Source organism: Roseibium suaedae, from assembly GCF_900142725.1.
Taxonomy (GTDB): Bacteria; Pseudomonadota; Alphaproteobacteria; order Rhizobiales; family Stappiaceae; genus Roseibium; species Roseibium suaedae.
On the sequence record NZ_FRBW01000003.1, the window covers coordinates 294,531 to 308,216 of the forward strand.

Consider the following 13,686-nt stretch of genomic DNA (forward strand, 5'->3'; position numbering starts at 1 on the left):
TGGGTCAGATAGGAGAGATTGCGGACAGATTCGTCTGATCCGTATTCTTTACGTTGCGCAGGACAACAAGACGCGTGCCCAAGGGACCGGCAAAACGCAAGACCAGAGACCTCGTCACGCAGGCGTTGACCACCCAGCGTGTCTTCGTCAGCTGCTGGGCGCTTGGTGCCATTCTGTCCGGCAGCCTGGGCCTTGCTGCCTATCACTTTGGAAGCGGCCATCTGGATTTCAACACCTATGCCGGTGTCCGGCTGCCACCTGCAGGAAATGTCAGCACCACGGCTTCTATCGGCCGCACTGAAATCCAGGTCTATCCTTCCCAGCGCAACCAGCTTCCGCAAAGCACAGCACATATCAATGCGCTGCAAACCGAGCTTGCGACGCTGCGCATGCGCCTGACCACCCTGGCGCAGCAGAACGAACTCTATTCCGCGAGGCTTGCCAAGCTGGAGCAAACCGCTGCCCTGCCCGCCCCCGCTGGACTTGCAAGTGGGGCGGGGAAAGACGCAGCTGATAAAAAGCCAGAAAATACAAAAGCAGCCACAGCGGACATGGCGCCTCCCGGCAAACCAAAGAGCGAACCTGCCCGCGCCATCCCAAAGCCCGCCCCGCAAACGCCGCCCTCGCCAGTCCCTATGCGCATGATCGAAACCATGCCTGCGCCTGAGCTCAGCGGTGCTTTTTCCAAGCGCGGCAATCCGGAATGCATGTCACCGGTTTCGGATGCAACCGGGCAGGACCACACCCCGACAGCCAAGCCGGATCTGGTCCGCTTTGCCAACGCCGGCGCATTGCTTCCGCCAATTGACGGCGATCCGGTGGAAACCGGCTCCATTCCGGAAAAGGCTTCACCTGAGCCGGAATCCAAGCCTTCGCTGGTCGTCCCAGGCCAGGCCTCCGGCCGGATCTCAGGCTCGGATGGGACCGCTCTCAAACGCACGGATTTCGCAGTGGTCGTCGGCCACTACAAGACCGAGGCTGGCGCAAGAACGGCCTGGCAGAATTTCGAGCATCAAAATGCTGACCGCATGCGCGGCATGCAGGCCAAGGTGATTGCCTCGGATCTGAATCCGGGCGAGCTCGACCTTCTGCTCGGCCCCTTCGCAAATGCAGCCGACGCTGCCGTCGCCTGCCTGAAGCTGCTGGATATTTCGGGCACTTGCCGCCCGGCCTTTTTCGCCGGCAGCGACCTTCCGGAAGATCAAGTCCGCCTGGAAGCGAACTCCCGCTACTGATCCCCGCCCCGCTTCAAGCAAGCGGAGCCAGACATAGCCTTTTCAAGCTGCATCATCCGATGGCGGAAAAGGCCGGGAAGGTTTCAAGCAGCCAGTAGGAGAAGGTCGCCATCTGTCCGGTGATGAAAAGCACACCGGTCAGAACCAGAACCACACCCATCGCCTTTTCGACCATGCCCATATGGCGGCGGAACTTCTTCATGAAGCCCAGGAATGGCCCGGCAAAAAGCGCGGCCAGAAGGAAGGGAATACCGAGACCGAGCGCATAGGCCGTCAGAAGCAGGGCGCCTTGTGTCACCGTGTCCTCGGATCCGGCAACGAAGAGGATTGCCGCCAGGATAGGTCCAACGCAGGGCGTCCAGCCAAAGGCAAAGGCAAGACCGATCACATAGGCGCCCAGAAGCCCTGTCGGCTTGCGCTCCACATGAACGCGGGCTTCCCGGTAAAGGAAGGCAATGCGGAAGACGCCGAGAAAGTGAAGCCCCATGACGATGATTGCCGCGCCCGCAATATAGCCGAGAAACTGGATATGCTGGGTGACGAACTGACCAAGGAAGCTGGCACTCGCCCCAAGGGCAACAAACACCGTGGTGAAACCGGCAACGAAGGCAAGCGAAGCAATGAAAACCCGGCGCGACGCAGTCTTGTGATCGTCCTTGCCGGTCAGCTCTTCAAGAGACACACCGGCAATGAAGCCCAGGTAAGGCGGCACCAGCGGCAAAACGCATGGTGACACAAAAGACAGCAGCCCCGCCAAGAAGGCTCCCCAGATCGTCACATTCCCCAGCATCACACGTCTTTCTGATCATGGCCGGACGGCCGCCAGCCTTTCTTTTTAGTCCAGGCTCCCGGACATTCCGGCACCTGCTGCGATCTATAGTCGATGGAGCAGAAGAACAGGAAGCCACAATCGGGTCACCATTTCGAGAGGCAGATCGACGCATCGCGCTAAACCGCAGTCAAGGCCACATCGGTTGGGGGCAACCCAAAACAGAAAAAGCGCCAACGGTTTCCCGCAGCGCTTTCCGAAATCTCTATTGCTATCTCGCTTGGCACAGACCCTGGAGGCCTAGTCCCGCCCGCCCTTGATCACCTCGAAGAGGGATTGGCGCAGTTGGCTCTCGTCCCTGCCGGAACGCAGTCCATCGCGCCATTGGTCCAGCACGAGGCGGAGACCCAAAGTGTCGCGTGTGTGGGGCAATTCCGAAATAAAGCCGGCAAAAAAGGCATCAAGCCTTTCGCGATCGATCACCCCCTGATCGATCAGCCCAAGGACAAGGGTCATGGTCGCGGCGATGTGGCCGCGAACAAACTCAAGCTCAATGGGTTCCGCAACCGGATCAGCATAACGGTCTGGCATTTAGCCTCACTCTTGATGTGCTGCTATCATGAGAACAATGGAGTAACGCCCGTGTTGCTCCGAGTTTGCAAGTGCTGCAAACAATGATGACTTAAAGCTACAACATTTTGCCGGGAACAGGAATCGTCAATACGACCTAAGAGCGCCGCTTTTTCCGGGCAGAAAGAAACAACCTTCCGGTTAGGTTAATGCCGCCGGAAGCTTCGCCTTTCTCTTTGTTCTCACCTTTACGCACGATTTTTTGCAGGAACAGGGTTGAAACCCGGAGCCGGTCAGCATACACAACGCGACATTCGCAACGGAAGCGCCTCTGGCGCGGCTAACCAGAGCCAATTTTCCAGGCGGATCTCCTTTCTGGGAGCGCGTAGCTCAGCTGGTAGAGCAACTGACTTTTAATCAGTAGGTCCAGGGTTCGAACCCCTGCGCGCTCACCACTCTCCCTTCCGACAAACTCCTGATATGACAAGCCTTTCCGGCTAGCTGCGGGCCCTTATCATTTGCGCCATGCGGCGCACTGCAGCCGGAATTGGCTCAATCAAGGGGACAGGACTTTTGGGCGCAAGCACGCGTGCTGCAGCGGCCAATGGACCACCGCCAATAATCACCGCCTCAACTGCATCCTGACGGACAGCATCTTCTATGCCGCGCAGCAGAGCCTCAAGCAGAGCTTCTTCCTGAGCCATCAACCGGGCAGGATCGCCCGGTGTCAGCCAGACGCCGGCAAATTGAGCCCCGAAGCCTTCTCCGATCACTCTTGCCGTGATGGCCGCCTTCAGGTCCGGCGTGGTTGTGACCACGGCGAATCTGCGCGCGCCTTCTGCCGCCTCGCGAAAGGACGATTCGGCAATTCCGGCCACCGGAATGCTCAACCGGCGGCGCAAGGCATCCAGTCCCGGATCCCCGAAGGCAGACACAATGACCCCGGCCGCATCCGGCATCAGAGACATCCCAAGCTCCAGAACCGCATCAGCTGCCGCATTCAATGCGGGCTCGTTCGTGATCAGGGGCACGCCGGAGGAAACGGTGGCGCCTTCGATAGCAAGCCCGCCCGGACCGTCCGACAGCTCTCCGGCAGCTTCCTGGGCAATCTGAACCATGCGGCTTGTCGTGGAGCGGTTGGTGTTCGGGTTGATCAGAACGACCCGCGGCCTCGAAGCGCGTCGTTCTTCATCGATCCGCCCTTCTGCTTGTGCCGCCATCACAAAGCAGCTGCCAGCGCCAGAAGATCCTGGTCACGCAGCCTTGGCGCAATCAGCGAGAGGCCGATCGGAGCCCCCTCATGAAGAAGCCCCGGCACGGAAAGCTCCGGATAGCTGTTCAGGCCGGAGATGCAGGTCAGGCACATGGTCTGGGCGCGGTAGGCGTCCAGCTCCGGCTCAAGTGTGTCGATCCTGGGCGCCGGACCGGGCGCAGACGGAATGACCAACACTGTGCCGGCCCCGAAGACCGTATCCATCTCCGCGCGAATTGCTTCCCGGTGGGCAGCTGCATCCTGAAACGCCTTTTCCGAGATCTTCGAGCCGAACTCGAACCGGGCTCCGACACCTGGCCCGAACTCTGGCTTCTCGCGGGTGATCCAGTCACCATTCGCCTGCCAGGCTTCGTAGCTTTGCAAGGTCCGGAAGGTCTGCAGCCACTCTTCCAGCGGCAGACCCGGCAGGGCAGACCGCTCGATCTCAATTCCAAGGGTTTCAAGCTTGCTCAAAACGGGGGCAAAAGTCTCCCGCACCTCGGGTGAAAGCCTTGCCCAGACCTCGTCGGGAAGCCAGAGCCGGTCCGGCATGCGCCCTGCCCCGGCCTTGATGCCAAAGCTTGCAGACACTTTGAGCAGCGTATCAAGGTCACGGGTAAACCAGCCCGGCACATCGAAACTGGCCGCCAATGGCAGCAATCCATTGCCATCGATGCGCCCATGGGTCGGTCGCAAACCATAGAGGCCGCAGAAGCTTGCAGGCACCCGCACAGATCCGCCCGTATCACTCCCGAGGGCAAAATCAGCTAGCCTGGCCGCCACCGCAGAGGCAGAGCCGGAAGACGATCCGCCAGGCACCCGGTCAGGCGCAGCACTGTTGAGGGGCGTGCCATAATGCGCGTTGATGCCGGTGATCGAAAAAGCCAGCTCTTCCATCAACGTGAACCCGTTCAGCGCAGCGCCTGCAGCAAGCATCAGCCTCACGGCCGGGGCCGTTTCCTGATCGGCCGAATGGGTCGCTTTCCAGAGCGGATTGCCGTTTCCCGCGACCCTGCCCTGATAGATGTAGTTGTCCTTGACGGCGAAGCTCAGACCGGTGAGCGGGCCAGCCCCCGAACGCACTGGCTGCTGGAAATACTCGGCATAGGCACCGGCGGTATCGGTTGCCACATGAGTAACGCTCATCGGGAAAACTCCTTGGGGGAAAGATCAAGATCGATATCGCACCGCCGAGCGGCGGCAATGATGTGGGCTTCCAGCGCTGCGCAGGCAGCTTCGCAATCTCCGGCCTCTATGGCAGCCAGAATGCTCAAATGTTCCTCGGCGGTATCGCGCACCTGCTCCAGCATCACCATGGGCACCCATTGGCTGTTCTGCATCACCCTGGACAGGTGACGGCGTATATCGTCATGCAAGCGGTTGCCGCAATTCTCGAAAATCACGTCATGAAACAGCGTGTCCTGCTCCGCCGCAAGGACGGAGTTGCCGCTCAGGGCGGCATCCTTCAGGGCAAATGTGAACCGGCGAAGCTTTTGCAAGGCAGGCCCGGTCAGGTTGGCGAAGGCCAGACGCAGGGCAGCAGGCTCGAAACTGGCGCGGAACTGGAACACTTCCTTGAGAGAATAGCCCGCCTCCAGCGGCCACATGTCGGCAGGACTTCTGCCACCGGGAGCGGCCACAAAGACCCCTCGGCGCTTCTCGACCCTTACGAGGCCGAGCGTTTCCAGCATGGAGATCGCCTCCCGCACGGAAGGGCGTGACGCGCCCAGCAGAACCGTCATGTCCCGCTGCGAAGGCAAGGGATCGCCTGCCTGCAGGTTTCGCTCGGAGATCATGTCCTGGATGGATCGGGCGACACGGGCCGGCACGGAAGACACTTCTTCCTCCGGAGCTTCTTCGACGGCCAACCGGGATGCGGTCAGCTTATCAGCTGGAAACTCAGGCAATCCATCCGGCGACGCCTCTGATGGTTTTTCCGGCGATGACACCGCTGAAGTCCGGTCTGCTGCATTTCTCATCATTTATGCCCAAACTATGATCTTGCATGATTTTTGACCAAAACCTACCGTCATCTGGTCAGACCAGACATTCGTAACCTGACTTCAGAGTTGAAAACAAGTACGAAAATACGCTGACAAGATATTGTTTTTTATAACTTTTCTCCTCGAGAGAAGAGTTGAAAGCGTCAAGGCAGACCGGACATATGACCGGACGTCTGGCGTGAAGGCAGGGTCGGATCACAGAGGAACATCCTCTGGGTTCTTCTGTCCAGAGGAGCAGCGGCCGGCAAGGCCGACAGGTGACAAGGCAGCGCAGAAATCATCGCGCCACAAGGGAAACGCATCAGGCACACGGCAGCAAAAACGACAACGCAAGCGCATCGACCTTGCGTGACGATTGAGAAGAGGATGATGGGAATGGCTCTCAAGACGTTCAAGAAAGCAGCGCTCGCGACCCTGTCGCTGGCCTTGCTTGCTTCCACCTCCATTGACGGGTGGGCCGGTGGCACATTGCGCATTGGCATGACGGCAGCCGACATTCCGCTGACCACCGGTCAGACGGACCAGGGCGGCGAAGGCATGCGTTTCATGGGCTACACGGTCTATGACTCCCTCGTCGAATGGGACCTGACCAGTGCCGACAAGCCGTCCGTCCTGATCCCGGGCCTTGCCACCGAATGGTCGGTCGATCCGAGCGACACCACCAAGTGGACCTTCAAGCTGCGCGAAGGCGTCACCTTCCATGACGGTAGCCCGTTTACCGCCGAAACCGTGGTCTGGAACCTGGAAAAGCTGCTGAACCCGGATGCGGAGCAGTATGACCCGCGCCAGTCCGCCCAGGGCAAGTCGCGTATTCCGGCCGTTGCCTCCTACAAGGCCATCGACGACCTCACCCTCGAAATCACCACCAAGGAGCCGGACGCAACCCTGCCCTACCAGCTCGCCTGGATCCTGATGTCCTCCAAGGCAAACTGGGAATCCCATGGCAAGAGCTGGGAAGAGGTCGCCAAGGCTCCTTCCGGCACAGGCCCGTGGAAGCTGACCAGCTTTGTGCCGCGCGAGCGCGCTGAAATGGTCCCGAACGAAGCCTATTGGGACAAGGCCCGCGTGCCGCAGCTGGACAAGATGGTCCTGATGCCGCTGCCGGAGCCCAATGCCCGTACCGCTGCCATCATGTCCGGTCAGGTCGACTGGATCGAGGCTCCGGCTCCGGACACCATTCCGGCCCTGAAGGGCGGCGGCTTCCAGATCGTCTCCAACGCCTATCCGCACAACTGGACCTGGCACCTGTCCCGTCTGGACGGTTCGCCTTGGAACGACATCCGCATCCGCAAGGCCGCAAACCTTGCGATCGACCGGGATGGTCTCAGCGAACTGCTCGGTGGACTGGCCATTCCGGCCAAGGGCTTCCTGCCGCCGTCCAGCCAGTGGTTCGGCAAGCCGACCTTCGATGTGAAATATGACCCGGAAGAAGCCAAGAAGCTGCTCGCCGAAGCCGGTTACGGCCCAGACAAGCCGCTGAAGGTGAAGGCCCTGATTTCTCCGTCAGGTTCCGGCCAGATGCTGCCGCTGCCGATGAACGAATACATCCAGCAGAGCCTGGCCGAAGTCGGCATCGAAGTGGAATTCATGGTCGTGGAATGGAACCAGATGATCAATCTGTGGCGTGCAGGCGCTGCCGATGCGAGCGTCGAAGGCTCCCAGTCGATCAACTTCACCTACTTCATCCAGGACCCGTTCACCGGCCTCATCCGTCACCTTTCTTGTGACCTGATCGCCCCGAACGGCACCAACTGGGGCCACTACTGCGATCCGGAAATGCAGGATCTGTTCAAGCAGATCAAGACGACCTTCGATCCGGAAGCCCAGAACGAAGTTCTGCGCAAGACCCACGAGAAGTACGTCAACGACGCCCTCTTCCTGATGGTCACCCACGACGTGGCACCGCGCGCCCTCAGCGCGAAGGTGAAGGGCTTCGTTCAGGCCCAGAACTGGTACCAGAACTTCTCGTCCATCACGATGGACTGATGACATTCCGGCTGGCGGAACCTTTCGCCAGCCGTTCCTTCAAGGCCGATGGGTCCAACCAATCGTGTCCGGCGGAGGTTCCTTTGTATTGTTCACAAGCGGCCCGGCAGGCTCCAGTCTCCCCCCTTGAGGGGGAGATGTCCCCGAATGGGGACAGAGGGGGGTATCGACCTCCCGGAGTTCCACCGTGTCTGCTGGCTATACAGATGCGTTACCCCCCTCTGTCAGCTTCCGCTGACATCTCCCCCTCAAGGGGGGAGACGGCCCATGCCGCGACCGGCTGATATCCGGTCAAACGCATACCGCGCAGACCGGCAACAGGTTTGCAATCACAGTCACTGGCGGATCCGATCCGCCCGATATCCGCGCCGGCAACGGCCAGCTTCTCGAGGAACGGACCAGGGAATGTTCACCTATCTCGTTCGACGCCTGATCTATGTTCTCCCCGTTGCCATCGGTGTGAGCATGTTCTGCTTTCTGCTCGTTCACATCGCACCCGGTGATCCGCTGACCGCGATCATGCCGGTGGATGCCACCGCTGAAGAGCAGGCGGCCATGCGCTCGGCCTATGGCCTCGACAAGCCCATGCCCGTTCAATATGCGATCTGGATCGGCAAGGCTGCGACCGGCGATCTCGGCAAGTCCATCGCGACCGGACGGCCTGTGGCTGGCGAAGTTTTCCTGGCCGTTAAGAACTCGCTGCTTCTGGCCTTCGCCGCCAGCCTGATCGCCTTTCCGATCGGCCTGTTCCTTGGCTTTCTGGCCGGTTACTTCCGCGACACGATCTTCGACAGGATGATCACCGCGGTGGCCATCACCGGTGTTTCCGTTCCCAATTACTGGCTCGGTATCGTTCTGGTCATCGTCTTCTCCGTCCAGCTCGGCTGGCTGCCTTCCATGGGCGCAGGCCCCGGCGGCTCCGGCGAATGGAGCTGGGACCTGGAGCATATCCGCTACCTGGTCCTGCCGGCCGTCACGCTTGCCGTCGTGCCCATCGGCATCGTTGCCCGAACGGTTCGCGCACTGGTCGGCGATATCTTCTCGATGGACTTCGTGCAGGCCCTCTTCGCAAAGGGGCTCTATCCGATCGACGTGCTGCGCCATGTAATCCGCAATGCCGCCCCGACCGCCCTTTCCGTCATGGGCCTTCAGCTCGGCTACCTGCTCGGCGGCTCGATCCTGATCGAGACCGTGTTTAACTGGCCTGGCTCCGGCTTCCTCCTGTCGAATGCCATCTTCCAGCGCGACCTGCCGCTTCTGCAGGGCACCATTCTGGTGCTGGCGCTGTTCTTCGTGACCATGAACCTGATCGTTGACGTCCTTCAGGCGGCCATCGACCCGCGCATCAAGAGGTCCTGACATGAGCATGGCAGCAACCGAGGCAAAGGCTCCGGCCGAGCAGGTCGCCAAGACCAAGGGCTACTGGAGCGGGGTGCTCAAGCGCTTCTCCCGTGATCCCGTCGCCGTCACCTGCGCCGTAATCGTCCTGCTCCTGATCCTGGCCGCGATCTTCGCGCCCTATCTGGGCCTGAACGATCCCTACAAGGCCAGCATGATCAAGCGGCTGAAGCCGATCGGCTTTCCAGGTTTCCCGCTCGGGACCGATGAACAGGGCCGCGATATGCTGGCCCGCCTGCTCTATGGCGGAAGGCTGACGCTCTTTGTCGGCCTGATGCCGGTGGTGTTCGCCTTCGGCATCGGCTCCACCCTTGGCCTGATCGCAGGCTATGCGGGCGGCTGGGTCAACACGATCATCATGCGCACGGTCGACGTCTTCTTCGCCTTTCCCTCCGTGCTTCTGGCCATCGCCATTTCCGGCGCCCTGGGGGCAGGTATCGTCAACAGCATCGTGTCGCTCACAATCGTGTTCATTCCACCGATTGCCCGCGTGGCCGAAAGTGCGACCTCCAGTGTCCGGGCTCTGGACTATATCGATGCGGCAAGGGCATCGGGCGGCAACGCCCTGACGATCATCCGCGTGCATGTGCTCGGCAACGTGCTCGGCCCGATCTTCGTCTATGCAACGAGCCTGACCAGCGTCTGCATGATCCTGGCCGCTGGCCTCTCCTTCCTCGGCATCGGCGTTCGCCCGCCAGAGCCGGAATGGGGCCTGATGCTCAACACCCTGCGCACGGCGATCTACGTCAATCCCTGGGTCGCCGCCCTTCCCGGCCTGATGATCTTCATCACGTCCCTCTGCCTCAACCTGCTGAGCGATGGGTTGCGCAGCGCCATGAATGTCAAGGACTGAGCCCATGACCAGACAAGAGGACCGCGGCGGACCACGCCAGCCACTCCTGATCGCCAAGGATCTGAAGCGTCACTTCCCGATCCGTTCAGGGCTGCTCAACCGGCAGACAGCCACCGTTCACGCGGTCGACGGCGTCTCCTTCGACGTGAAGAAGGGGGAAGTTCTGGGCATCGTCGGTGAGAGCGGTTGCGGCAAATCGACGACCGCCCGGCTGATGATCGGCCTGATTGAACTGGATGACGGCCAGATCATTTTCGACGGCGACGTTCTGGGCGAGGACATCACGCTCAAGGAATTGCGCCGGGGTGTCCAGATGGTGTTTCAGGACAGCTACGCGTCCCTGAACCCCAGACTGACCATTCTGGACTCCGTCGCCTTCGGCCCGAAGATCAACGGACTGGAAGATCCGGAAGGCAAGGCCCGGAACCTGTTGAAGCGTGTCGGCCTGGAACCGGACCGGTTTGCCCATCGCTATCCCCATGAGCTGTCAGGCGGTCAGCGTCAGCGCGTCAACATCGCCCGGGCCCTGGCCATGGAACCCCGGCTGGTGATTCTGGACGAGGCGGTTTCCGCCCTCGACAAGTCGGTCGAGGCACAGGTGCTCAATCTGCTCAATGAGCTGAGAGAAGAGTTCGGCCTGACCTACATCTTCATCTCCCACGACCTCAATGTCGTGCGCTACATCTCCGACCGGGTTCTGGTGATGTATCTGGGCGAAGTGGTCGAGGTCGGGCCCGCCGAGGCGATTTATCACAACCAGGCGCATCCCTATACCTCGTCCCTGTTCGCGGCCATGCCTTCCATGGATCCGGACAACCGCACGGAAGAACCGCCGCTCGCAGGCGATCCGCCCAACCCGATCAACCCGCCTTCGGGTTGCCGATTCCACACCCGCTGCAAGTTTGCCGAAAGCGTCTGCAGCGCAGCCAAGCCGAAGCTCAGTGTCATTGGCGGTGATGAGACCCATCTGGCCGCCTGCCACATGATGGACCCGGCCTCCGGCCACAGCCAGTCATTCAGGGAGGCCGCGGAATGAGCGAGACCCCGCTTGTCGAGTTCAAGGATCTTGTCGTCCGCTTCAAGGGTGACCGCACGGTCCATGCCATCAATGGCCTGAACCTCAATCTGAAGCCCGGCGAAATGCTGGGACTGCTCGGCGAATCCGGTTCGGGCAAGAGTGTCACGCTCAAGACGCTTCTGCGCCTACTGCCCCCCAAGCGCACGGACCTCGAAGGCTCCGTGAAGGTTCTGGGCACGGATGTCATGTCGCTCTCCGGGCGGGCTCTGGCCAAGTACCGGGGCGGCGATGTCTCCATGGTATTCCAGGAACCGGCCCTGGCGCTTGATCCGGTCTACACGATCGGCGACCAGATCGCCGAAGCCGTCATGCGCCACAAGGGCATCAGCAAGCTTGCTGCCATGGATGTTGCGCTCGACATGCTGACGCGGGTGCGCATTCCCTCCCCCGAACGGCGCCTGAAGAACTATCCGCATGAAATGTCCGGCGGCATGCGCCAGCGGGCCATGATCGCTCTCGCGCTGGCTTGCCGGCCGAAGCTGCTCCTGGCCGATGAGCCGACGACCGCACTGGACGCGACGGTCCAGATCCAGATCCTTCTGCTCCTGCGCGAATTGCAGAAGGAATTCGGCATGGGCGTCATCTTCGTGACCCATGACATCGGCGTTGCCGTCGAGGTCTCGGACCGGATCGCGGTCATGTATGCGGGCAATATCGTCGAGACCGGCAAGACCCGCGACGTGATCAAGAACCCTCGCCACCCCTATACCAGGGGGTTGCTTGCGGCCAATCTCCATGGCGCGGTGAAAGGCAGCCGTCTCGACGCGATCCCCGGATCGCCACCGCCTCTGGAGGAAGCGCCTTCCAACTGCTCCTTCGCGCCCCGTTGCAGCCTGGCGCGGCCGGAGTGCTGGAAGGCGCTGCCTCCCAGGATCGACATCGGCAACGGCCACGAAGCCGCCTGCGTTCTGGCAGCCGAAGCTGCAGTGACTGCATAATCGGGCATTTGGGTTGCGTCAGACCCAGACGCCACGCCGCCCCGGCCTTGAGCCGGGGCCTCGCCTCCAGCCAGCCATAGGGTCCCGGCTCGGAGGCCGGGACAGCGCGAGCGACAAGTTTTTGTCTCTCGCACAGATTATAGGTCTCCTATCACCTCATGCTGAGGAGGACCGAAGGTCCGTCTCGAAGCATGGGCGATAGGCCCGGTGCATGCAGCCGATCCTTCGAGACGCCTGGCGATTGCCAGGCTCCTCAGGATGAGGGAGAGCAAGGACCAGTTAGACCTCATTGCACTTTCTCTCTTCCCGTTTCCAGAATCTTCGCTCCCCCGATTTTGGGGAAGGACGAAGCCTCGAGAAATGTGCCAAGGTGTGATCATAGAATGACTTAGCGAAGCCGGGAGGACTTCCACACACATGGCTCTGATTACCTATCTGACCACAATCGTATTCGACCACGGTGCCATCGCCACTATCGGCCAGCACGCTTCCAGTCTCGGCATGAAACGTCCACTGATCGTGACCGACAAGGGCGTGATCGGCGCCGGACTGCTGGAGAAGCTGACCGGACCGCTGGGCATGGAAAGCGCCGTTTTCGACGGCACCCCTTCAAACCCCACGGAAGCAGCTATCCTGGAGGCCTATGCGCTCTACCAGAAAGAGGGCTGCGATGGCGTGATCGGGCTCGGCGGCGGGTCCTCGATCGATCTTGCCAAGGGCGTTCGGCTTCTGTCCGGAAATCCGGCGCCGCTTGCCCAATATGCCGCAATCGAAGGCGGCATTTCGAAGATCTCGCCCAAGGTATGCCCGATGATCGCGGTCCCCACCACGGCGGGAACCGGATCGGAAGTCGGCCGGGCCTCTGTCATCAACATGACAGACGGGCGCAAGCTTGGCGTGATCAGCCCGGCCATGATGCCGTCCATCGCCCTGTGCGATCCCGAACTGACCCTGGGCCTGCCGCCCTTCCTGACAGCGGCGACCGGCATGGACGCAATTTCCCATTGCCTTGAAACCTACATGGCGCCGTCCATCAATCCGCCCGCAGAAGCCATCGCGCTTGATGGCCTGACCCGCGGCTTCAGTGCGATCAGGACAGCGGTGAAAAACGGATCGGACCGTCAGGCCCGCTGGGACATGATGATGGCGTCAACCGAGGGAGCCATGGCCTTCCAGAAAGGGCTCGGGGCGATCCATTCGCTGACCCATCCGCTGGGTGCGATCAAGGAATTGAACCTGCATCATGGCACGCTCAACGCCATTTTGACCCCGCCTGTCCTGCGCTTCAACAGGCCGGTGATCGGTGCGAAGTGGGATGTGATGAGCGGCATTCTCGGCGGCGAGCCGGATGAAGTCATGGCAGAGCTGATCAAGGATATCGGCATCCCCTCAGGCCTCGACGCTCTCGGCGTCACGGCGGAGCACCGTGCCCAGGTGGCCAAGGCCGCCCTCCTGGATCATTGCCACGCCACCAACCCGCGCCTTGCAACCGAGGAAGACTACCTCGCGATTCTGGAAGACGCCCGCTGACCTGCTCAGCCGTTCAGGGACAAGAACTCAAAGAGCCGCTTTTCAGCGGCTCTTTTCAGTTTCAGATGTGTTTG

Annotated in this window: 12 protein-coding genes and 1 tRNA gene; 8 read left to right on the plus strand and 5 right to left on the minus strand. The window is 61.0% G+C overall.

Features of this window, described 5'->3' with window-relative positions:
* The first annotated feature begins 74 nt into the window (after window positions 1–74).
* A complete protein-coding gene (locus tag BUA94_RS14905; protein WP_073014112.1) occupies window positions 75–1,235 on the plus strand; it encodes a hypothetical protein in 1,161 nt (386 codons plus the stop codon).
* Window positions 1,236–1,287: 52 nt separating this feature from the next.
* On the opposite strand, the gene BUA94_RS14910 is transcribed toward BUA94_RS14905, so the two are convergent.
* Window positions 1,288–2,025, minus strand: a complete 738-nt coding sequence (locus tag BUA94_RS14910; RefSeq protein WP_073014113.1) for a cytochrome c biogenesis CcdA family protein — start codon at window positions 2,023–2,025, stop codon at window positions 1,288–1,290.
* Window positions 2,026–2,304: 279 nt separating this feature from the next.
* Entirely contained in the window at window positions 2,305–2,595 is a 291-nt protein-coding gene (locus tag BUA94_RS14915) for a hypothetical protein (protein WP_073014114.1), read from the minus strand.
* Window positions 2,596–2,953: 358 nt separating this feature from the next.
* On the opposite strand from BUA94_RS14915, the gene BUA94_RS14920 reads away from it, so the two are divergent.
* Window positions 2,954–3,029 (plus strand) — tRNA-Lys (locus tag BUA94_RS14920).
* Window positions 3,030–3,071: 42 nt separating this feature from the next.
* On the opposite strand, the gene BUA94_RS14925 is transcribed toward BUA94_RS14920, so the two are convergent.
* From BUA94_RS14925 to BUA94_RS14935, 3 genes are read right to left on the minus strand one after another with little or no spacing between them, the layout of a single operon-like run.
* Window positions 3,072–3,794, minus strand: coding sequence for an aspartate/glutamate racemase family protein (locus BUA94_RS14925; protein WP_073014115.1), 723 nt, complete (start codon window positions 3,792–3,794; stop codon window positions 3,072–3,074).
* Window positions 3,794–4,972, minus strand: coding sequence for an amidase (locus BUA94_RS14930; protein WP_073014116.1), 1,179 nt, complete (start codon window positions 4,970–4,972; stop codon window positions 3,794–3,796). The genes BUA94_RS14925 and BUA94_RS14930 overlap by 1 nt, the downstream gene beginning before the upstream one ends.
* Window positions 4,969–5,664, minus strand: coding sequence for a FadR/GntR family transcriptional regulator (locus BUA94_RS14935; RefSeq protein WP_175558052.1), 696 nt, complete (start codon window positions 5,662–5,664; stop codon window positions 4,969–4,971). Before BUA94_RS14935 ends, BUA94_RS14930 begins: the two co-directional genes overlap by 4 nt.
* 540 nt (window positions 5,665–6,204) lie before the next feature.
* On the opposite strand from BUA94_RS14935, the gene BUA94_RS14940 reads away from it, so the two are divergent.
* From BUA94_RS14940 to BUA94_RS14965, 6 genes are all read left to right on the plus strand, one after another.
* On the plus strand, window positions 6,205–7,815 hold the full coding sequence (locus tag BUA94_RS14940) for an ABC transporter substrate-binding protein (protein ID WP_073014118.1): 1,611 nt from the start codon (window positions 6,205–6,207) through the stop codon (window positions 7,813–7,815).
* A 405-nt stretch (window positions 7,816–8,220) separates the two neighbouring features.
* A complete protein-coding gene (locus BUA94_RS14945) occupies window positions 8,221–9,174 on the plus strand; it encodes an ABC transporter permease (protein WP_073014119.1) in 954 nt (317 codons plus the stop codon).
* A gap of 7 nt (window positions 9,175–9,181) precedes the next feature.
* The gene (locus BUA94_RS14950) at window positions 9,182–10,066 is read left to right on the plus strand and encodes an ABC transporter permease (protein ID WP_408011958.1); all 885 of its coding nucleotides are present in this window, start codon (window positions 9,182–9,184) and stop codon (window positions 10,064–10,066) included.
* Between the two features lie 4 nt (window positions 10,067–10,070).
* Window positions 10,071–11,102 (plus strand): ABC transporter ATP-binding protein, encoded by a 1,032-nt coding sequence (locus BUA94_RS14955; protein WP_408011948.1) that lies wholly within the window; start codon window positions 10,071–10,073, stop codon window positions 11,100–11,102.
* Window positions 11,099–12,082, plus strand: a complete 984-nt coding sequence (locus BUA94_RS14960) for an ABC transporter ATP-binding protein (RefSeq protein ID WP_073014122.1) — start codon at window positions 11,099–11,101, stop codon at window positions 12,080–12,082. The genes BUA94_RS14955 and BUA94_RS14960 overlap by 4 nt, the downstream gene beginning before the upstream one ends.
* Before the next feature lie 417 nt (window positions 12,083–12,499).
* On the plus strand, window positions 12,500–13,612 hold the full coding sequence (locus BUA94_RS14965) for an iron-containing alcohol dehydrogenase (RefSeq protein ID WP_073014123.1): 1,113 nt from the start codon (window positions 12,500–12,502) through the stop codon (window positions 13,610–13,612).
* The last annotated feature ends 74 nt before the right edge of the window (window positions 13,613–13,686 follow it).